Raw genomic sequence first — 20213 nt, forward strand, 5'->3', positions numbered from 1 at the left:
GACATTTTGTTTACAAGTTAGACGGCTCGTATTGACATGTACCCTCTATACTCGAAAGAGTACAAATCAGATATACCAAGGGAGGAAAAAATCACGATGGGGAAAATGAGAAGAATGACGATTATCCTGATAAGCTGCCTACTTATCGTTGTGATGGCCGGATGCAGCGGCAACAACAGTGAGGGGGCGAGCAGCGGAACCGGAGCACAGAACTTACAAGGAACGCAAACGAATGCTCCTGCAAAGCCGGAACAATCGACCGCAATGCCTGCACCGGATCCTAACAAACAGAGCACCATTGTTTTTACCACGTTTAAAAACGATCCCTACATTCAGGATGCGAAGAAAGCGTACGAGAAAAAGCACCCGAATACCAAGATCGATTTGAGATACACCATTAACAATGGGAGTGAGGATGTTTCCGGAGTTAAGCAGGAGAAATTTCAATCAACCTTGATTGCGGATTTTCTGAACGGCAAAGGTCCCGACATGATCGTGATGGACAACTTGCCCTCAAGCAAATATGTCGGTAAAGGTTTGCTTGCGGATGTGGGCCGGATGATGAGCGGCGACCCTGCATTCCATAAAGAGCAATATTTCCAGAACATATTGGACAACTTGAAAGAAAGCGACGGCGGTTTGTATACCGTGCCGTTATCATTCTCCTTGTCCGCATGGATGGGAGATCAGGAGGCATTGGAGAAGTCGGGCGTGAAATTCGACGACAAAACCTGGACCTGGAATCAATTCATCGACACAGGAAAGGCGCTATCCAGGTTAGGGGGCAACCAGTACGCGCTTGTTACAAAAGCGCCACAAGTTTTGTTGTTCGATATGGTTAGTACCAGCTACCCTCTGCTTATGGATCGTGTAAACCGCAAGGCCCATTTCGATTCCGATTTCTTCATTCAAATGCTGGAGCAGATCAAGACGATGGAAGCCGAAAAGGTTGTTTCGTATGTCTCCAATTTAAGTGAGAGCAAAGCTTATTTTACAGAAACAGAGCTACTGACCCCTTATCATTATTTTCTATATACAGCGAATATGAAAGAGAATGGGGGAAATAAACCCAAGTTTTATGAAAAACCAAAGGCAGAAGGCCAGCAATCCGGAGGATACTTCTCGCCGCTTACAAATATCGCCATCAACTCGAAATCTTCCTTACAACCGGAAGCGTGGGACTTTCTCAAATTTCTGATGTCGGGAGAAGCGAGCGCTGCTTCGAGTTGGGGACCAAAGGATCTTACTTATGAAGGTCAAGGGTACAATGGGACGTTTCCGATCTCCAGAACTGTTTATGAAGTGAAAACAAAAAAGTTGCTGAAGGCGGGCGAGGTACCTACGGTTACGAACAATGGCACGATTCGGGTGACGAAAGAGAATCTGCAGGAATTGGAATCGATTCTTTTGCAAGCCAACAAACCAATCGCACAGATTGATATAGGGGTGAGTTTGTTTAAAGAATCACCGGCCTTTTTCAGCGGGCAGAAATCCGCCCAAGCCGTGGCGAAAATCTTCCAGAACAAAGCAACGACCTACCTCAATGAATAAACGTCGTTTCTTGTCCTGGCTGCTCAAAGACGAGATCACGGCAATCCCTTTTCTGGCGCCCAGTTTGTTGGGGTTTTCCCTGTTCTTTGCGATTCCGTTTGCCATGAGCATCTACTATTCGTTCACCGATCGGGTGTCCGACGGAACGTTCGTCGGGGTGAGCAACTATAAGGAACTGCTGTTCAGCAGTTCCTTTCGCAAAGCGGCCGGCAATACGCTGCTCTTCACTGGGGTCAGCGTTCCGCTTTTGATCGTGCTGTCACTGAACCTGGCGCTCTTGCTCAATCAGCGAATTTGGCTGCGGAACGCGATGCAGACGGCTATTGTCTTGCCTCTTGTGGTCCCCGTCGCATCGATCGTGATGATCTCACAAATTTTCATCGATTGGAACGGCGTCTTGAACGCTTCGCTGCACCATATCCATCTGCCGCGCATCGATTGGCTGAATTCGGATGGATCGATGATCATCGTGGCCATGATCTATATATGGAAAAATGTCGGATACAACATGATTCTCTTCCTCGCGGGACTTCAGACGATCCCGCGCAGCTATTACGAAACGGCGTTCATCGAAGGTGCGAGCGGCGTTCGCCGGTTTACCGGCATTACGCTTGTTTACTTAACGCCTACGATGATCTTCGTCATCCTGATTTCGATCGTCAATTCGTTCAAGGTGTTCCGGGAAACTTACTTGCTTGCGGGTCCATATCCGTATGACCGCATCTATATGATGCAGCATTATATGAACAACATGTTTTTCTCGCTCGATATCCAGAAATTAACGGCTGCCGCTGTGCTCATGGTCGGCTGTATGGTGATGTTAGTATCTGTCCTGTTGTCGTTCGAACGAAGATTTCAGAAAAATATGGAGTAACCGGGAGGAGAGGAGCCCATGCTAGAGATACGGAAGTTCCCCACACTGGTCTTTTCTCTTCTCGTCGGTATTGTCGCGATGGTCATGATGGTGCCGATCATATTGACGATAACGAACTCGCTGATGACCGAAAGGGAGATGGGCTTTAATTACGATTTGGTGGGCAAGATGACCGATGCTTCGGCCAAAGATGCGTTCGTCAACTTGAAGTTGATTCCGGACTGGATCACTTTGGATCAATATGTGAAACTACTTATCACAACGCCGAAATTTCTTCAGATGTTCTGGAACTCGGTGGGACTTGTCGTCCCGATCGTCGCAGGGCAGGTTCTGGTTGCCACGCTGGCTGCTTACGCCTATGCCAGGCTTCGTTTCCGGGGGCGCGATACGTTGTTCATGATCTATTTGATGACGATGCTCATGCCGTTTCAGGTTACGCTCGTTCCTAATTACATCATGATCGACAAACTGGGGCTGATGAATACGCCCTTTGCGATTATCCTGCCGGGTATTTTCGGCGCATTCGGCGTTTTTATGGTGCGCCAGTTTATGGCTAATCTTCCGAATGCCTATACGGAAGCAGGCAAAATGGATGGTGCGGGACACGCCATCATTTTTGCCCGTATCATCCTTCCTTTAATCAAGCCGGGATTGGCTGCATTGATCGTTCTGTTGTTCGTGGATTACTGGAATATGGTCGAGCAGCCCCTCATCTTCCTGAAGGAGGAGTTCCAGTATCCGCTGTCGCTTTATTTATCGCAAATTCAACAAAGAGAGCGAGGCGTGATCTTCGCTGCTTCCGTTCTGTATATGGCCCCGATGGTATTGCTATTTTTGTACGCCGAAACGTATTTGATCGAAGGCATCGAGCATTCCGGAATCAAAGGGTAGTTGAAGGTAGGAGTGAATGTGATGGAAGCTCTGATAAACAATGGGAAACAGGAAAAACGCAAGCGCAATATCGCTCTGATCGCTAGCTTGCTTTTCGTTCTTCTCATCGCTTTGACGCTGTTCAGCAACACCTTGGTCGCATTGACGCTGCCGAAAGTGATAACGGAACAACCTGTCTCCGGCACGCTCGATCTCGCCTTTCAAGGTACTGCCACCCTTAGGTCCGCGATAGAAGTCGATCTATCGAACCCCGGGGGGTTAAAAACGATGAAAGTGCTGGTGAAAGAAGGAGACGCAGTCCGTAAAGGGCAGATTTTGGTTCAGTACGACAACAGCGAAGCGGAACAGCAAATCGAGGCGGATCAAGACGCACTGAAAAAAATGAAGCTTCCCATGGACCGACTGGAAGACGAATATATCCAAGCTGCTCGCGGTGAAGATCCCGCTGCAATCGCCACGGCCCAACATGCATTGGAAAGTGTTAAACTCGATATTGCCGCGCAGGAGAAACGGATTCGAATGCTGCAAACCCAGATGTCGGCCAAAAGAGAGCTCTTGGCTCCTTTTGACGGCATTGTGACAGCCGTGAATGCCATCGAGGGTCTTCCATCTACAGCGTCGGATATTCGTCTTTTTTACACGGATAAAGGACTTCGATTCGATATCCAGGTGCCGGCTGATCTGGCAGCCGCGCTTGCCGAGGGTGATCCTCTCAATATTCGGACCCTTGGTAAAAACAGCCGTATTGTTCAAGGCCAGATTATGAAAATCGAAGCAGGTAACGCACCGAATGTACGCGACATGCCGACTGACGGCTCCCAAACAAGTTCGCCCTCTTCGGGCGAATCTCTCACAGTACGTGAGTCGAATCGCCTGCTTGTGAGTCTTCATGACGAATCTCTGCGCAAAGGCGATCGCGTGCAGGTGGAATTATCCAAGACAGTCGGCGACGAGGCACTTATTATTTCGAGCAAAGCGGTGCGACGAGACAGGAATGGCGCCTATGTATTTACGCTGGAGAGCAGATCCGGACCGCTCGGAAATGTGTATTATGCAACCAAAAGATCCGTCACCGTCTCCGGTGCAGACGATCAGCGAACAGCTATCGACGCTGAATTTTGGGACAAGGAAGTGAATATCATTGTGGAGAGCAGCGATCCTCTTGAAGATGGTCGGCGAGTGCGATACTAAGTTATAATATGATGAATACAATATATCTTTAAGAAGGAATCCTTATGAAAAAAACCAGGATACTCATTATTGAAGATGAAGTCGCCATTGCGGATATATTGGAATACGGTTTAATCGAGGAAGGACACCAGACGAAGAAAGCTCATACGGGTAGGGATGGATTGAAGGTGCTTGCGGAGTTCAATCCCGATTTGCTTATACTCGATTGGATGCTTCCCGATCAGAGCGGGTTGGACATTTGCAAGAAAGTGACGGCTTCCTATAATATTCCCATTCTGATGATCACCGCGAAATCGGACATTACCGACAAAATTTTGGGGCTGGAGTTCGGGGCGGACGATTACATCACGAAGCCGTTTGATATGAGAGAGGTCAATGCCCGAATCCGCACGATTCTTCGGCGAGTCGATCAAGCCGACCGGAGTAAAGAGGAGGCTGTGGAAGCCGGAGGGCCAGTCTTGCGGTTTAAGGATATCGAAATCGTCACCAGTGAGAGATTGGTCAGGAAGGACGGTAAGGAAATTGAATTGACGCCCAAAGAATACGACCTTCTCCTCAAGCTGTATACGCACAGAGGGAAAATTTATACCCGATCAGAACTTCTAGATGATGTATGGGGTTACTTTTACTCCGGGGATACGAGAACGGTCGATACGCATATTCAGCGGTTGCGCAAAAAGCTGGATATTAGCGATTTGATCACAACGGTTTTCAGCATCGGCTACAAATTCAATAGTCAGACGGATTTGTGATATGATACGGACAATTCGAACCAAGTTTATGATCGGTTTTTTCATTATTTTTGGCGTGTTTTTCCTGATCCTTCAACAATGGGTGACCGTAAATATCGAATCCGGCAATCGAAACACCGTGAACAATCAGCTACAGGATTTGAAAAACAACAGCAACAGCTTTATCCAGCAATCTTTTCTGACGCATCACTTTACGAGCGATGAGATTTATTTTGGGCAAATAGCCGAAGAGACGGCAACGGAGCTGCAGCATGCTGCTTCCAGCAGGGTTGCGATGTATTCGCTCACGGGCGAGTTGCTCTATGCTGCTTCCGATCAAGCAGTCTTTACGACGAGCGGAGAAGATTTGCGGCTGGCGCGGCAAGGCAAGACCGCGTATACCCTTACACGGGCCAAGCGGGAAGCTTCCGTTTTGTTTGCTTATCCAGTCGTGATCCGTGGCACGAAAGTGGGTATTGTACGCTTTGCCAAGGACTTTACTCCCCTCTACGAGCAAAGCGGCTATATGCAGCGTACGATATTTTCGATTGCGCTGGCCGTATTTGCCGCTGCGTTCCTGTTCTCCTACCTCCTCTCGCGGCATATCACCGTTCCTCTAAGCAAGCTGACGAAAGCTACCACGGAGGTAATGAATGGGAATTTTCACGTTCGCATCGCGGTTAAGCAAAAGGATGAAGTCGGTCAACTGGCGGCCAACTTCAGCAGTATGATCAAGAAGCTTCGGGAACAGTTTGCGATCATCGAGAAAGATCGGGACAGGCTCGAAGAATTGATTCATCATCGGAAACGATTTTTCGATCAAGTCACCCACGAACTTAAAACGCCGCTAACCACAATTATGGGATATGCGGAAATCATTCGTAAGAACGGAGTCAACGATCCAGCCCTTTTCCAAAAAGGGGTGAACCATATCGTAGATGAAAGCAAGCGGCTGCATGCCATGGTTTTGGAACTGCTCGAAAAGTCGAAGCCGATGGAAGCGCATCATACGGATATAACAGTGGACGCGGCGCAAATTTTGCTAGACGTTTGCGATACGATGGCAATCAAAGCGCAACGGTACAAGAAGACCATTCGCTGCGAAGCGGAAAAAGGGCTTTTCGTTCGCGGCAAGTCGGATCGACTGCGGCAGTTATTTATCAACCTGTTGGATAATGCGATCAAATATTCGTACGCGCATACCGAAATTATCGTGATTGCCAGCGTGGAGGACGATCGGGTCCGAATGATCGTATCTAATCAAGGGGAGACGATAAGCGCAGACAATTTGGAAAAAATCTTTGAACCATATTATAGGGCAGGACATGCCTACACGGAATCGGCAAGTGTCGGACTCGGTCTCAGTATATGCAAAGGAATTGTGGACGAGCACCGGGGCCGCATCTGGATATCAAGCGATAACGGGCATACGAATGTGGATATGGACTTTCCGCTCGCGAAAGCTTAAGAGGGGATGACGATGAAAAGACGAACCTGCCTGTATGCATTACTTGCGACTCTCTGCTTTTTGCTGACGGGCTGCCTGGGAGCGCCACGGACGGAAACCATTATTTTGAATGATGCGGAGCAGCAGCCGTCCGGCGAAGAAGCTTCGCCTTTTACGGTGCGAACGATCTATTCCGTACTGGATGGACAAGGGGAAGGCATATATCCGATTGGATGGATCGACGCCAATGCACTGCTCGCGTTTACGCCCGAGTATCCGTCCCGGTCCCGTTTGGATCGAGTGAATGAGCCGTATACCGCCAGACAGAAATTGTCCGAGGTAGGCGTATTCACCTATCCCCAGAACAGCCTCGTCTTGTCGCCGGATCGGCGAAATGTAGCTTATATAAGTGTGTCCGGCAATGTAATGCAACTGAACTTGCATTCTCTTGGTGACAGCGGAAATACACTTATTGAAACCACGAAAAGCAAGCAAATCTTAAATGTGCGGATGTCGTGGTCGAGCAACGGCCGCTTCCTCTTTTATACAATTGACAACGAAGTGGAAAAGGCCACTCAGCTAAGCGTCTACGATACGACAGAAGGAAACGCGAGACGGTACTCTCTTCCGCTTGTGCAACAGAACGAATTCACTTCTTCGATCTATATTTCGGATGATGGTGAAGACGCGGCCATTGTCAAGCGATCGGGTCAAGACTCGGTGCTGGAATTGGGTGAATTGAGGGGGAAAGAATTCATCAGCCAATACCGTCATTCCATAAGCAGTGAAGACTGGATAGAATGGATTCATCAAGATCAAATCGCTTTTGTAGGGACCGACGGGGCATTGTATGCGTACGATCAGCGCAATGATGCACTTTCGGTTTTGCTGAATGATATCGGACGATTTCGCCTTTCGAGTGACCGCAAACTTATTGTATATACGCAGGGCGGCGATTCTGTTTATGCCGCCAGTATATATGGCAACAATGTGTTGAATATGAAACAAATCTATAAGGGAATCATACCCTATCAAATGGTTTGGAGCCCGGATAACAGTAAATTGCTGATCATCAGTTCAAAGCTAAACCAGCAGGGAAATTTAAAGGAGTATACAGCGCCGAAGTCCCAAAGTCTGGTCATTGAATTCAAATGATTATCTTTTTGTTGCAATACCTCCTGTCCGGAATAGGGATAAGGAGGTTTTTTTTCAAGGATGATTGGTTTATAGGCTTTCTTTCGCCGTGAACGGATAGATGAGGTAAATAAAAAAGAAAACAGTCTCCAGTAAGGTTCATAAAGAATTTAGTGTGTCATTTACACAAATCGTTTACAAGTTGGACGAAATCGGTCAATGAGTTCGGACCAAATCGACTGGAGTCCGGACGGCAAAAAGATTTATTTGAGTGGCTGGAAATCGTTCGATGCCCAGTCCAAGAACAGTGCGATGAGTAGATTTCAATTCATCATTGAGTTCAAATAAAAGGTAACTTACAAACGGCCATCACGGTTGCAATCGTGATGGCCGTTTTTTTTGCCTGCTAGTTTAATAGATACAATTTGTTTACAAGTTGGAGAATTGATAGAAACATCAGTTCTTTATAATTAAGTAGTACTACAAAAACACCAATAGGAGGACAACATGCACCCAAAGAGGAGAAGACTTAAAATTCGGCGTGTTAGATTTGTTGTATTTCTTTTCGGTTTACTATTGCTGGGCGGATCCTTACTGGTTGCCGCCTTTGACAATCAAAATCAGCACCCGACTTCTTCAACCCCATCGATTAGTCCACCAAGCATAGAACTTAAAGAAACGCAATCGCTGAATCCACCGGGTTTAGCATTAAAAGAAACGAAATCAAAGAGAGTTTATTCCATTGTCATCGATCCAGGTCACGGAGGTAAAGATCCGGGTGCTAAAGGTGCTAGCGGGAGTTATGAAAAAAAAATCACACTCGCCCTCTCTTTGAAAGTATACGATCTGCTCAAACAAGAGGACATATTTGACCCGCATTTGACCCGAACCGATGATACATTTATCCCATTGGAAGACCGGGCCAATATGGCCAACAATATGAAAGCAGATGCCTTTATATCAATCCATGGGAACACGTATGAAGATAAGTCTGCTGGCGGGACTTTAACGTTTTACCGCTATGACAAAAGTATTCAACTGGCTCAGATCATTCAAAGTAATGTTGTAAAAGCAATGGGCTTCAGGGACCGTGGTGTGCAAAATGATAAGTTAATGGTACTTTCTCTCAGTAACATGCCGGCAATTTTAATAGAAGTCGGCTATATGACGAACCCCAAAGAAGAAGCTGTCATCCTCGGAAAAGAAGGTCAAGACCGTGCGGCCCATGCCATCGTTGACGGCTTGAAGAAATATTTTGCGGAGCATCCACAGAAAGCAGTGTTTTATAACGGATCCTCTGAGCAAAAACAGTTGGCTCTAACCTTCGATGACGGTCCAGATAATAAAACGACGCCAAAGATTCTAGACATATTGAAAAAAAACGAGATCAAAGCGACATTTTTCATGATTGGCAACCGGGTAAAGTCTTATCCAGAAGTGGTAAAGAGGATTAGTAAGGAAGGCCATGCGATCGGCAACCATTCATGGTCCCATCCGGATTTTGGCAAGATCACTATGAAAGAGGTCATAAAGCAGATCAACGATACGCAGAACCAATTAAATGCCATTGTGGGTTATCGTCCGTCCATCTTTCGACCGCCATATGGCGCCTTAGATAAGGACAAAGTACTAACTATTCACAATATGGGCATCTCGATCGTGAATTGGTCCGTTGACTCCATGGATTGGTCGGGCTTGTCGGTTACGGAAATTATGAAGGTTATTCGTAAAGAGGTCTATCCTGGAGGGATCATTTTGCAGCATTCGGCCGGCGGCAAGAACGGGAATCTGGATAATACAATACAAGCGCTTAATCAAATGATACCGGAACTGCGCTCACAGGGCTATACCTTCGTTACCGTGCCGGAGCTGCTGAATATACCCGCTTCGCTGCCAAAAACAGCAGGGTTACCTAATTAGCGGTGCGAATTTGGCTCAATCCAAACGCCAGTTCAGTTCTTCAATCTTAACCTTAATGATCTATATCGTGAGTACCATCGGAAAATTCTCCAGCGCCTACACGATATTCTTCGTTCGCGCCATTTCTATGGCTTCTTCGCGGTTGTTGACGTCGAGCTTCGAGTAGAGAATCGAGCAGTAATTGCGGATCGTTCCCTCCGATAAAAATAACTTGGCGGCGATCGATTTGTAGCGCAGTCCGCTCGACAGTTGCTCCAGAATCTCCATCTCGCGTTTCGTAAGCCCGTACGGGTAGTTTTCCTGACTTGAGCCGATCTTCTCCAACTGCTCACGACAGTAGATTCACCTATAGGTAAAGTCGGACTAGGGATTTATGAAATAAAAACAGCGGACGGGCAATCATACTGGGGGCATGCCGGCGGTACTTTCGGATTTGAATCGAGAGCCGTCGGATCTCTAGGCGGGCAGCATATTTTGGTAACGTGCATCAACTCGGTAGCACCGGAAGTGGCGCCGGCTCACAATAAAATAATCGATAAGGAGTTTGGCCGTTAAGTTTAAAGCCGACATCGCGCCCTTTATTTGAGGGCGGATGTCGGTTTCTGCTGCGATTAACCGTCGTTTCATGCAATCGAGGCACAGTGGAGAGGTAAGGAATTAATTGAAGAAATCTTTTTTAAATCTGAGTTACAGGGACAGGGTATAGGCTCAAAAATGCTCGAGTTTACTTATATTGACATTTAAAAAAACTCCAAGGAAAATCAAACATTAAGACTGTTGTACAAAAATATCAGAATTTCGTATATGTTATTCCGCTAACGAGGAGCTATAGTTCAATCAATAAAGCATGAAGGCAGCCGGCAAGAGATCGGCTGCCTTTTCTCAACCGAGGGACGGCAGTTTAATGCAAGTGGACATTATTAATGACTGTTGAATTTGTTTTACAAAAACCATCAAACTCAGAAGATATCGGAACAAATATGTTCAATGAAACGTCTATAAAGGTAATGCAGTGCCCTATACCAACTGAAGTAGAGGTGAACAGCGATGAAAAAACGTTGGATCGTGTGCCCCGTTCTGGCAATAGCCCTTTCAGCATGCAGCACTGGTGGAGAAAAACGAACAATAGTGGAAGAGTCAGGTCAGGCGTTGTCGGTGATGAATGCATCAAGTTTGAACCCGCAAATAATAATGTCGGTTAATAAAATGGATCGGCTTGAAGGCATTAAGGGCGTAAAATGGATTTCCAACCGGGAGATCGTATATATCAAATCTATCAAAAACAGAGAAAGCGAGGGCGTACGTGATTTGCTGTCGGGCGAAACGAAAGACGAAAAATCATGGAATTCTCAAGAGACTCGCCTGTTGTCGCCCAATCAAAAGCACATTTATGTCGTAAATCGCACCCAAACCGGCGAAAATATAGAAGCCAGGCACACGATTGAGAATATCGAATCCTCGCATGTTAAGCCCGTTTCCTTTGAAGCAGTATCGGGAGAAGGGCTTTGGCTGGATAATGAACACGTTCTGTATAAAGGCGGTATCGGAGATGGGGGAGTCGTGATGGTTGATTTGAATGGCGCCGTTACCCCTATGCCAGAGCTAAGCCGAATAATGAATAAGGACAATTCGAAATATACCGAAAATACCGTTAAAGCCGATAATCGCTTGTATTTTCAAGAAAGCGATTATCCAAACGGTATACATAATCTAAATTATATCGCCCTTCGTGATTTGCATAAGCCACAGGTTACTACGGTTAGCAAGGACGTCTTGCGATTTCGACCGTCACCGGACGGGCAAAAGATTGCCTTGATCAAAAAGAGTTCTTCGGAATCTTCCGAGTACGAGATGACCCTGATCGACTCGGAGGGGAAGCAGTTAGGTAACGTAGTGGCTAAAGCCACCCATATTGAACAGATGTCCTGGTCGCCAGACGGTTCAAAACTTGCATATGGAACCACTATGGCGGGCGGCGAAAATCAAGTGTATGTTCTCGATCTGAAAAGCGGAAGCACTTCATCGATATTCGAATGCGAGCGTTTCGACGGAGATATCCTATGGAGTCCTGATGGTAAACAACTTATGGTACCTTCAAATCTAAGCAAGAGTGGCGTTGATTATTTGCCGGTGACGAATATTTTGCAGTTCAACTGAATTATTTTGTTATTGCATTTCGTAATAAGGTAGACCCTTACAGCGAGAGCTGAGAGCAATGGTTTGTAAGAAGTACTTCAAAACTTAATTTGTAAATAGATTTTAAAAGAAAAACCAGCAAACCCTTGCGTTTGCTGGTTTCTTGCACTTCAAAACTTAATTGTCACCGAACACGCTCTTAAAGCTGCAGCGTTAATTTATAAATTTGACGAGGCCGCCCCTTGTTAATAGGCTGTTCTTCACCAATGATCTTGGCAAAATTATGCCGCTCCAGGTTGCTAAGAATTCGACGGGCACTTCGCAGTGTGATGCCAAAACCGATTGAAAGGTCAACGGTCGTCAATTTCGTCGTTCCCGATTGTTCGCAAAAGGAGATTAGTTTATTGAGCGTGCCAATGCTGATGCCCGCCTTCTTCGCAATAAGCAAGAGCTCAGCATTACCGCTTCGAGATGAATAGTTCAAGTTCGTTGACATCCCGATCGGTCCATAAACTTTTCCATCAATTTCCACGATATAGCAGCTAGCTTCTCGGGTCGACTTAGCCTTCATCATGGCATCGTGTGCTTTTAATTCCGCTTCCTTGGGCGTATGGCCGAAGCCGATTCCTAAATAAGTGACGATTTTAAAAGCATGTTCGATATCTTGCAAAATTGCCATTTCTTTGAATTGTTTCGTGTTTTTCTCAATTTCCTCGCGGGTTGTCACGAAGCGTAAATAGCCTTCTTCCGTCCAATCAATGACAGCCAGTACTTCTTCCCCGTAAGACTCGATCATTTGCTCGAATTCGGCCGTTCGATAGTCGGCATGATTCGGATCATGGAAGCCAAGGTAGCTTACAGCGATTTGATTTTTAGCCTGATGCATTCTTTTTCCTTCGAGTAGAACCCGCTGCAGCGTATTTTCGATCGATGATTTGGACAGGTCCAGCCGGTAAACGGGTACACCTAGTTTCAAGAGTTGCTGATATACGGCGTAGTAAGCTGTAATTACGGCTTGCACTTTATTTTCTTTCCACAATTGGTAATGAAAGGAGGTGAGCTCGTCCGTATTTACGCCGATTGTGCTATCTTTTATAAACATATGTATATTAGAAATTCCCAGTTCATCCAAACATTTTCTAAATTCTGATTCCGTATAGTCACTACTAAAGGCCGAAAATGGCTTGGCTTGCATATGCATATCATTCGTAATTTTGAATAGGACGCGATAAATCGATGCTTCTGTAAGCGCGATATATAGAATCGGCTTATTGAATTCTGTCTTGCGTTTGATCCAATTATTTTTGGCAATGAGATACGGGGCTGAGCCTGTAAGCAAAAGAATATCACAAAGATGATGATGCTGCTCAATGAGGGTAACAACTTGAGAGGGGGAATCGTAGATGACCGGGATTAATTCAAGCTCTACATATTTTTTTGCGGTCTCTTTGGTTATGTTAACTAAGTCTTCTGGTCCTACGATCAATACTTTCATGCTCATTCATCCCACCCCTCCATTGCAACGGTTACTCTGCGTAAGGGCAAAGCCTGTCAGTTGTAAATAGATTATTTTTGGCTTACACACTGAAAGTATATGCAAAAAATGTGTCCGATACAAGACTGAATCGTTTCCGTTATCAGCTTCCTTGCCCATTAAGGGTCCACTAAAGGAAATTGCATTCAAAACAGAACCATATTAAGATCAGGACAAGAAAGCGCTTACTATATAAACGATTTTTTGGGGGGATTCAACGTGAAACTCATTCATTTCTTAGCGCTGTTGCCGTTTGTTGGTATGTTGGTTTTATTACCGCTTGTCAATAAAGTGCAGCCGTTCATTCTTGGAATGCCTTTTATTTTGTTTTGGGTAGTGTTGTGGGCTGTTCTTTCTTCAGCTTGCTTAGTTCTGATTTACAAGCTTGATCCAGCTAATGCTACTGAGGGAGGCGAAGAGTAATGAACAGTGCACTTTTTATCATTTTCGCGTTTTTGCTTCTATCGATTTATTTAGGGATTCGTTCAACGAAAGGCAAGAAGATGAGTATGGAGCAATGGGCCGTTGGCGGTCGAGGCTTTGGTTCTCTGTTTGTTTTCTTGCTGATGGCTGGTGAAATCTATACCACGTTTACTTTCCTTGGGGCAAGCTCTTGGGCTTACGGAAAAGGCGGACCGGCCATGTACGTCATCATGTATATGTCATTGGCGTATGTGCTCGGTTATTTCGTTCTTCCGATGATCTGGAAATACGCGAAAGAGAAAAATCTCGTTTCGTCGTCTGATTTTTATGAAAGCAAATATAAAAGTTCATTTATGGGTGTTCTTGTAGCTATAGTCGGGGTTATTTCGATCATTCCTTACTTTGTCCTTCAGCTCAAGGGGCTTGGCATTATCGTTTCAGAGGCTTCATATGGAACAATATCTTCAGGTGCAGCGATTTGGATCGGAGCGATTGCGGTTACCGTATATGTGATGATTTCAGGTATTCATGGATCGGCATGGACAGCGGTTATTAAAGATTTCTTAATTCTGGGCATTGTTGTATTCATCGGACTCTATATTCCTTACCATTACTATGGCGGATTAGGGGAAATGTTTAAAGCAGTAGATGCCGCTAAACCAGGATTTTTGGCTATTCCTGAAAAGGGGCTCAGCATGTCATGGTTGATTTCTACAGTTCTCATGACTGTGTTTGGTTTCCATATGTGGCCGCATGCCTTCGGCGGTGTAGCCTCAGCTCGAAGTGCCAAAGCGCTTCGGAAAAATACGGTCATTAGTCCGATATATAGTCTGGTATTGCTCTTCGTTTTCTTCGTTGGCTATACAGCGATTGGACAAGTACAGGGGTTAAAAGGTCCAGCGGCTGATCTTGCCTTACTTAAGATTGCTACGATGACATTTGATCCTTGGTTTGTCGGATTGATCGGCGCGGCCGGGCTGCTTGCAGCTTTAGTTCCAGGCTCTATGCTACTGATGGCAGCAAGTACGTTGATTGCAAAAAATGTTTACAAGACGGTTGTACCGACGGCAACGGATAAGCAGGTTATGTCGCTGGCTAAATATTTGGTTCCTGTCTTCGCATTGATTTCGATCTATTTTACCTTCAATGGCGGATCTACAATTGTGACATTGCTTCTAATGGCGTATAGCTTTGTAACGCAGCTGGCTCCTGCCTTATATTTCAGCTTAATGAAAAATAATTTTGTGAACAAGTATGGTGCGGGTGCGGGAATGATCGTCGGCGTAGTTAGTGTGGCTTATGTAACTGCAACGAATATTACGATGCCACAGTTATTCCCTTCGCTTCCGCAATGGATTCAGGACTTGAATATTGGTGTAATTGCTTTGCTACTGAACATCATCGTAACGATAATCGTAAGTTTAGTGACGGGCAAATCTGCTGCAACTTCACTGGGAAATAATGAAATAGCAAAACTTCCAAACAACTAGTTGAAGGAATTTTTTAGGGGTGATTTTATGTGGGCAGATCTGGTATTTCATAATGGGCAAGTCATCACGGTAGATCGATCCAATCGAATCGTAGAAGCTGTTGCAGTCAAAGGGAATCGGATTGTCGCTGTTGGATCAAATGATGAAATGAATATTTGGATTGGGGAAGAAACTAAGCAGATTGATCTGATGGGGAAGAGCTTGCTCCCCGGGATCATTGATGCGCATCTGCATATTCTTTCTTGGGGCACTGCCAAGCTCGCTGTAAGCTGTAAGCAGCCTCATATTCAGTCAATTGGGGATGTTTTGAACGAGCTGAAGCAGTTGGCAGAACGAACACCTAAAGGACAATGGATACGTGCATTTGGCTTTAACGATACGAAAATTGCTGAGCAGCGTTATCCGACAAGATGGGAACTTGACGAAATTTCCAAAGATCAACCGATCATGATTACGAGAACTTGTCACCATATATCGATCGTGAACAGCAAAGCGCTGGAACTGGCCGGTATTGATGAAAATACGCCTGATCCAGACAGTGGACGTATCGGTCGCGACGAGAATGGGGTCCCAAACGGTGTGCTCGTCGAAACGGCGAAGTCGGCGGTGGACATGATTGCTTCCTATACGGAGCAAGAACTGCTGACAGGAATCAGGCTGGCTTCTGACGATTTTATCGAGGCAGGGATTACAAGTATTCATGATGCGGGTTTTAACGGTCCGGACGATTTCCGCGTGATGCAAAAGGCCGTTAAATTAGGTGCTGTGCAGGTTCGTATCTACGCAATGGTGGGTGCGCTCAACAATTCGGAAGGCTTCGTGGAAAAAATGGTAGCGTCTGGCGTCATTACAGGAACTGGGGACGAGCGCTTTCGCGTAGGTCCGGCCAAAGTTTTTACCGACGGCAGCAGCAGCGGACCAACAATTGCGACTAGAGAAGGGTATACGAGCAATCCTAACGATCACGGCATTCTGTATTTTACGCAAGAGAGGCTTAACGAGGTGCTTGGTGCAGCGCATGAGCAGGGGTTCCAGCTTACGGCTCACGCACAAGGCGATCGTGCCGTCGAAATGGTGCTGAACTGTATCGAGGAAGCGCTCAAGAAGCATCCGCGCGACGATCATCGTCATCGCATCGAGCATTCCGGGATTACACCGCCAGATTTGCTTGCTCGCATGAAGAATCTTAGTGTCATTCCAGTTCCAAATCCGCCGTTCCCTTACGAGTTTGGCGAGGGGTACATCAAAAATTACGGTGACCGCGTTAACCAAATGTATTCGGCCCGTGATTTCATTGATAACGGGATCATTGCGGCAGCGGGCTCGGATTGCCCAGTCACCCATTACAATCCTATGCTTGGGATTCATGTGGCGGTTAATAGACAGACGGCATCCGGTACACTTGTCGGCGAAAACCAACGCATTTCGGTGCTCGAAGCGATCAAACTATACACATGGAACGGGGCCTATGCAAGCTTTGAGGAGAACATCAAAGGCAGTATTGAAACGGGCAAGTTGGCGGATCTGGTTATCCTGAGTGAGCCGATCCTCAATGTTCAGCAGGAACGAATTAAAGATGTGAAAGTGGATCTTACCGTTCTTGATGGCGAAATTGTATTTCAAAGATATAAATAAGACGATTGCTGCATTTTATTAAAATGGCAGACTTTGATCTAACGGGGAGGTGCCTTATGGCACAAGTTAAGACGGAAGTGAAATATTTGAAAAATTTTATCGGTGGTAAATGGGTTGAATTCAGCGGTTCTCATTATGAAGAAGTGCCCAACCCGGCGACAGGCGAAATTATTGCCTATGTTCCTTTCTCTTCCAAGGAAGATGTGGACAAAGCGGCTGAGGTGGCAAACAAAGCGTTTGCTAGCTGGAAGAAAACCGCCGTGCCAAAAAGAGCTCATCTCTTGTTCCGTTATCAACAGCTTCTCGTGGAGCACTGGGAAGAGTTGGCAAAGATCGTAACCTTGGAGAATGGTAAAAGTTATCAAGAAGCCTATGGGGAAGTACAACGAGGTATTGAATGCGTTGAATTTGCTGCAGGCATTCCGACGCTGATGATGGGGTCGCAGCTTCCAGATATTGCTACTGGGCTTGAATCGGGGATGTATCGATATCCGATCGGTGTTGTAGGGGGAATCACACCGTTTAATTTCCCTATGATGGTTCCATGTTGGATGTTCCCGCTTGCTATCGCATGCGGAAATACGTTCGTGTTGAAGCCATCCGAACGTACTCCTTTGCTCGCGAACCGACTGGCTGAACTGTTCCAAGAAGCGGGCTTGCCTGACGGCGTCTTAAACATCGTACATGGCGCGCGAGATGTCGTTAATGGTCTGCTAGAAAATGAAGATATAAAAGCAATTTCATTTGTTGGTTCTCAGCCTGTTGCCGAATACGTATACAAAACCGCTAGTGCGAACAACAAGAGGGTTCAGGCGCTAGCGGGAGCGAAAAATCATTCCATCGTTATGCCGGATGCAGAGCTAGACAATACGGTGATCCAAATCATTAACGGTGCTTTTGGCTCAGCGGGTGAACGCTGCATGGCTTGCGCGGTAGTCGTTGCGGTTGGCGATATCGCCGACAAGCTAGTTGAACGACTGAAGCAAGCGGCAGATCAGATTACAATAGGCAACGGCAAGGAAAAAGGTATTTTCCTGGGTCCTGTCATTCGTGAGGATAATAAACAAAGAACACTCAAATATATTGGAATCGGCGAGTCGGAAGGTGCAGAACTCGTGCGAGACGGAAGTAAAGACGCAGCGGTAAACGGCGAAGGTTACTTTGTTGGACCGACCATTTTCGATCATGTCAAAGTCAATATGCAAATTTGGAAAGATGAAATCTTCGCTCCTGTTCTTTCGATCGTTCGAGCCAATGATTTGACGGAAGCGATTGAGATCGCCAACGCTTCCGAATTTGCGAATGGGGCTTGCATCTACACGGACAGCGCCAAGGCGGTTCGCGAGTTCCGCGAGGACATCGATGCGGGGATGTTAGGCGTGAATATTGGGGTACCAGCGCCGATGGCCTTCTTCCCATTCTCCGGATACAAGAAGTCTTTCTACGGAGATTTGCATGCTAACGGGCGCGACGGCGTTGAGTTCTACACACGGAAGAAAATGTTGACGGCTCGTTATTAATGCGAAAGGGTTGAGGGGACATGTCTTTATTTGATAACTTAAATAGTGCGGAAATTTCAGCAAAAGATCGTCAGTATTTATGGCATGCGATGTCGCCATACAATCCGAATCAAGCGCCGATGGTCGTCACGCAAGGAAACGGTTCCTGGATTGAGGATATGAATGGCAATCGCTATCTGGACGCGATGTCCGGTCTCTGGTGTGTGAATGTCGGTTACGGAAGACAGGAATTGGCGGAAGCTGCCTATGAGCAGTTAAAAACGATGGCTTATTACCCGCTTTCGCAAAGTCATCTTCCAGCGATTCAATTGGCAGAAAAGCTGAACGAATGGCTCGAAGGCGAGTACGTTATCTTTTTTTCCAACAGCGGCTCGGATGCAAATGAAACGGCTTTTAAGATCGCCAGACAATACCATCAGCAAACCGGTTCACCAAGCAGGCAAAAATTTATTTCCCGTTATCGTGCTTATCATGGAAACTCGATGGGGGCACTCGCTGCAACGGGGCAGGCTTCTCGCAAGTTCATGTATGAGCCGCTTGGCGGGGGATTCCTCCATGTGCGTCCGCCGGATAGCTACCGTCGTCCAGAAGGAATGTCGGTTGAAGATTTCAATCTCCTCTGCGCGAGGGAGATCGAAGAGAGAATCATATGGGAAGGCAAGGATACGATTGCCGCGGTCATCATGGAGCCGGCAATTACCGGCGGCGGAGTCATCGTACCGGAACCCATATACCTTGACGAGGTGCAAAGAATTTGCAAGAAGTATAACGTTCTGCTTATTATCGATGAAGTCATTTGCGGATTCGGGCGTTCAGGCATGAAATTCGGGCATATGAATTATAACGTGAAGCCGGATATCGTGACGATGGCTAAAGGCTTGACAAGCGGATACCTTCCGCTATCTGCGACAGCCGTTCGCAAAGATATTTATGAAGTATTCAAAGAACAAGGCGAATTCAGCCATCTTCGGCATGTAAATACGTTCGGAGGAAGCCCTGCTTGCTGTGCTTTGGCACTCAAAAACCTCGAAATTATGGAAAAAGAAAACTTGGTCGAGCGCTCCAGGCAACTCGGACAACGATTAGAAGCGGAAATGGCTGAACTTCTGGAGCATAGGCTCGTAGGAGACATACGTAGCTTCGGCTTCCTGATGGGGATCGAAGTGGTTGAAAACAAAGAAACGAAAGAGCCGCTTTCGCCTGCGGCCATCGGCAAGATTATTGCGGAGTGCAAGGCCAAAGGATTGATCATCGGTCGGAATGGCGATACGGTGCCTGGGTACAACAACGTTCTCACATTGTCGCCTCCGCTTTCATCGACTGATGAAGATTTGGATTTTATCATACGGACATTTAAAGAAGTCATGAAAAATCAATAAAGCTATGGATAACCGGATGATCTAGCCATTAGTATCATGTTGGCAGTGGTTCTATGGATCAATGCAGGCGGTGAATTCTTAGTGGTAGATTCAGAAAACAATGGTAAGACAAACCTGGTGAGGAACTGCCTATTAAGGCTCCTTTCTTCCCATACTTGCAAATTCTCGGAATTATCCCAATTGCAGCTAATTCAGGTTTTATAAGGGAAAACACCACTTCATAACTTAATTTGTAAATAGATTTTAAAAGAAAAACCAGCAAACCCTTGCCCTTGAGTTTGCTGGTTTCTTGCACTTCAAAACTTAATTGTCACCGAACAATTAGATTTTTAAAATAAAGCACATAATGTACTGCTG

The 20213-nt window shown here is 46.1% G+C and carries 16 protein-coding genes and 2 pseudogenes; 16 read left to right on the plus strand and 2 right to left on the minus strand.

Translation table 11 applies throughout. The features are described from left to right. The first annotated feature begins 96 nt into the window (after positions 1-96). From GC102_RS22690 to GC102_RS22725, 9 genes are all read left to right on the plus strand, one after another. Positions 97-1551, plus strand: coding sequence for an ABC transporter substrate-binding protein (locus GC102_RS22690; RefSeq protein WP_171691513.1), 1455 nt, complete (start codon positions 97-99; stop codon positions 1549-1551). Next, on the plus strand, positions 1544-2425 hold the full coding sequence (locus tag GC102_RS22695) for a carbohydrate ABC transporter permease (protein WP_171691514.1): 882 nt from the start codon (positions 1544-1546) through the stop codon (positions 2423-2425). The genes GC102_RS22690 and GC102_RS22695 overlap by 8 nt, the downstream gene beginning before the upstream one ends. A gap of 18 nt (positions 2426-2443) precedes the next feature. Then, positions 2444-3316 (plus strand): carbohydrate ABC transporter permease, encoded by an 873-nt coding sequence (locus tag GC102_RS22700; protein ID WP_171691515.1) that lies wholly within the window; start codon positions 2444-2446, stop codon positions 3314-3316. A gap of 21 nt (positions 3317-3337) precedes the next feature. After that, positions 3338-4507, plus strand: a complete 1170-nt coding sequence (locus GC102_RS22705) for an efflux RND transporter periplasmic adaptor subunit (RefSeq protein ID WP_171691516.1) — start codon at positions 3338-3340, stop codon at positions 4505-4507. Positions 4508-4551: 44 nt separating this feature from the next. Next, entirely contained in the window at positions 4552-5259 is a 708-nt protein-coding gene (locus tag GC102_RS22710; RefSeq protein ID WP_171691517.1) for a response regulator transcription factor, read from the plus strand. A gap of 1 nt (position 5260) precedes the next feature. Next, positions 5261-6706 carry a HAMP domain-containing sensor histidine kinase gene (locus GC102_RS22715; protein ID WP_171691518.1) on the plus strand — a complete coding sequence of 482 codons (1446 nt, stop codon included), beginning with the start codon at positions 5261-5263 and terminating at the stop codon, positions 6704-6706. Between the two features lie 12 nt (positions 6707-6718). Continuing rightward, positions 6719-7840: a hypothetical protein gene (locus GC102_RS22720; RefSeq protein WP_171691519.1), complete on the plus strand. Its 1122-nt coding sequence runs from the start codon at positions 6719-6721 to the stop codon at positions 7838-7840. Between the two features lie 198 nt (positions 7841-8038). After that, positions 8039-8167 (plus strand): hypothetical protein, encoded by a 129-nt coding sequence (locus tag GC102_RS40125; RefSeq protein WP_281367695.1) that lies wholly within the window; start codon positions 8039-8041, stop codon positions 8165-8167. A gap of 159 nt (positions 8168-8326) precedes the next feature. Beyond that, on the plus strand, positions 8327-9739 hold the full coding sequence (locus GC102_RS22725) for an N-acetylmuramoyl-L-alanine amidase (RefSeq protein ID WP_171691520.1): 1413 nt from the start codon (positions 8327-8329) through the stop codon (positions 9737-9739). A 96-nt stretch (positions 9740-9835) separates the two neighbouring features. On the opposite strand, the pseudogene GC102_RS22730 reads toward GC102_RS22725, so the two are convergent. Then, positions 9836-10072 (minus strand): annotated as a pseudogene (locus GC102_RS22730) (response regulator transcription factor); the annotation flags it as partial. On the opposite strand from GC102_RS22730, the pseudogene GC102_RS22735 reads away from it, so the two are divergent. Next, positions 10061-10294, plus strand: a pseudogene (locus tag GC102_RS22735) (serine hydrolase domain-containing protein); the annotation flags it as partial. The pseudogenes GC102_RS22730 and GC102_RS22735 overlap by 12 nt on opposite strands. Positions 10295-10786: 492 nt before the next feature. Then, positions 10787-11896, plus strand: coding sequence for a TolB family protein (locus tag GC102_RS22740; protein ID WP_171691521.1), 1110 nt, complete (start codon positions 10787-10789; stop codon positions 11894-11896). 178 nt (positions 11897-12074) lie between these two features. Here GC102_RS22740 and GC102_RS22745 read toward each other — a convergent pair whose 3' ends face one another. Then, a complete protein-coding gene (locus GC102_RS22745; protein ID WP_171691522.1) occupies positions 12075-13376 on the minus strand; it encodes a hypothetical protein in 1302 nt (433 codons plus the stop codon). Positions 13377-13628: 252 nt separating this feature from the next. On the opposite strand from GC102_RS22745, the gene GC102_RS22750 reads away from it, so the two are divergent. From GC102_RS22750 to GC102_RS22770, 5 genes are read left to right on the plus strand one after another with little or no spacing between them, the layout of a single operon-like run. After that, positions 13629-13832 (plus strand): DUF3311 domain-containing protein, encoded by a 204-nt coding sequence (locus GC102_RS22750; RefSeq protein ID WP_171691523.1) that lies wholly within the window; start codon positions 13629-13631, stop codon positions 13830-13832. Further along, entirely contained in the window at positions 13832-15322 is a 1491-nt protein-coding gene (locus GC102_RS22755; protein ID WP_171691524.1) for a sodium:solute symporter family protein, read from the plus strand. Before GC102_RS22750 ends, GC102_RS22755 begins: the two co-directional genes overlap by 1 nt. A 27-nt stretch (positions 15323-15349) precedes the next feature. Continuing rightward, a complete protein-coding gene (locus GC102_RS22760; RefSeq protein ID WP_171691525.1) occupies positions 15350-16957 on the plus strand; it encodes an amidohydrolase in 1608 nt (535 codons plus the stop codon). A gap of 56 nt (positions 16958-17013) precedes the next feature. Continuing rightward, the gene (locus GC102_RS22765; protein WP_171691526.1) at positions 17014-18477 is read left to right on the plus strand and encodes a CoA-acylating methylmalonate-semialdehyde dehydrogenase; all 1464 of its coding nucleotides are present in this window, start codon (positions 17014-17016) and stop codon (positions 18475-18477) included. A gap of 20 nt (positions 18478-18497) precedes the next feature. Then, a complete protein-coding gene (locus GC102_RS22770) occupies positions 18498-19856 on the plus strand; it encodes an aspartate aminotransferase family protein (protein WP_171691527.1) in 1359 nt (452 codons plus the stop codon). Positions 19857-20213 lie beyond the last annotated feature (357 nt).

It is taken from the genome of Paenibacillus germinis (assembly GCF_013141785.1).
GTDB lineage: Bacteria > Bacillota > Bacilli > Paenibacillales > NBRC-103111 > Paenibacillus_E > Paenibacillus_E phytorum.

Excerpts from the sequence above, each read along its gene's own strand:
- GC102_RS22715 (WP_171691518.1), top strand. The coding sequence starts at position 5,261 with ATGATACGGACAATTCGAACCAAGTTTATGATCGGTTTTTTCATTATT.
- GC102_RS22745 (WP_171691522.1), bottom strand. The coding sequence starts at position 13,376 with ATGAGCATGAAAGTATTGATCGTAGGACCAGAAGACTTAGTTAACATA.
- GC102_RS22695 (WP_171691514.1), top strand. The coding sequence starts at position 1,544 with ATGAATAAACGTCGTTTCTTGTCCTGGCTGCTCAAAGACGAGATCACG.
- GC102_RS22765 (WP_171691526.1), top strand. The coding sequence starts at position 17,014 with ATGGCACAAGTTAAGACGGAAGTGAAATATTTGAAAAATTTTATCGGT.
- GC102_RS22725 (WP_171691520.1), top strand. The coding sequence starts at position 8,327 with ATGCACCCAAAGAGGAGAAGACTTAAAATTCGGCGTGTTAGATTTGTT.
- GC102_RS22755 (WP_171691524.1), top strand. The coding sequence starts at position 13,832 with ATGAACAGTGCACTTTTTATCATTTTCGCGTTTTTGCTTCTATCGATT.
- GC102_RS22700 (WP_171691515.1), top strand. The coding sequence starts at position 2,444 with ATGCTAGAGATACGGAAGTTCCCCACACTGGTCTTTTCTCTTCTCGTC.
- GC102_RS22740 (WP_171691521.1), top strand. The coding sequence starts at position 10,787 with ATGAAAAAACGTTGGATCGTGTGCCCCGTTCTGGCAATAGCCCTTTCA.
- GC102_RS40125 (WP_281367695.1), top strand. The coding sequence starts at position 8,039 with ATGAGTTCGGACCAAATCGACTGGAGTCCGGACGGCAAAAAGATTTAT.
- GC102_RS22770 (WP_171691527.1), top strand. The coding sequence starts at position 18,498 with ATGTCTTTATTTGATAACTTAAATAGTGCGGAAATTTCAGCAAAAGAT.
- GC102_RS22690 (WP_171691513.1), top strand. The coding sequence starts at position 97 with ATGGGGAAAATGAGAAGAATGACGATTATCCTGATAAGCTGCCTACTT.
- GC102_RS22760 (WP_171691525.1), top strand. The coding sequence starts at position 15,350 with ATGTGGGCAGATCTGGTATTTCATAATGGGCAAGTCATCACGGTAGAT.
- GC102_RS22710 (WP_171691517.1), top strand. The coding sequence starts at position 4,552 with ATGAAAAAAACCAGGATACTCATTATTGAAGATGAAGTCGCCATTGCG.
- GC102_RS22720 (WP_171691519.1), top strand. The coding sequence starts at position 6,719 with ATGAAAAGACGAACCTGCCTGTATGCATTACTTGCGACTCTCTGCTTT.
- GC102_RS22705 (WP_171691516.1), top strand. The coding sequence starts at position 3,338 with ATGGAAGCTCTGATAAACAATGGGAAACAGGAAAAACGCAAGCGCAAT.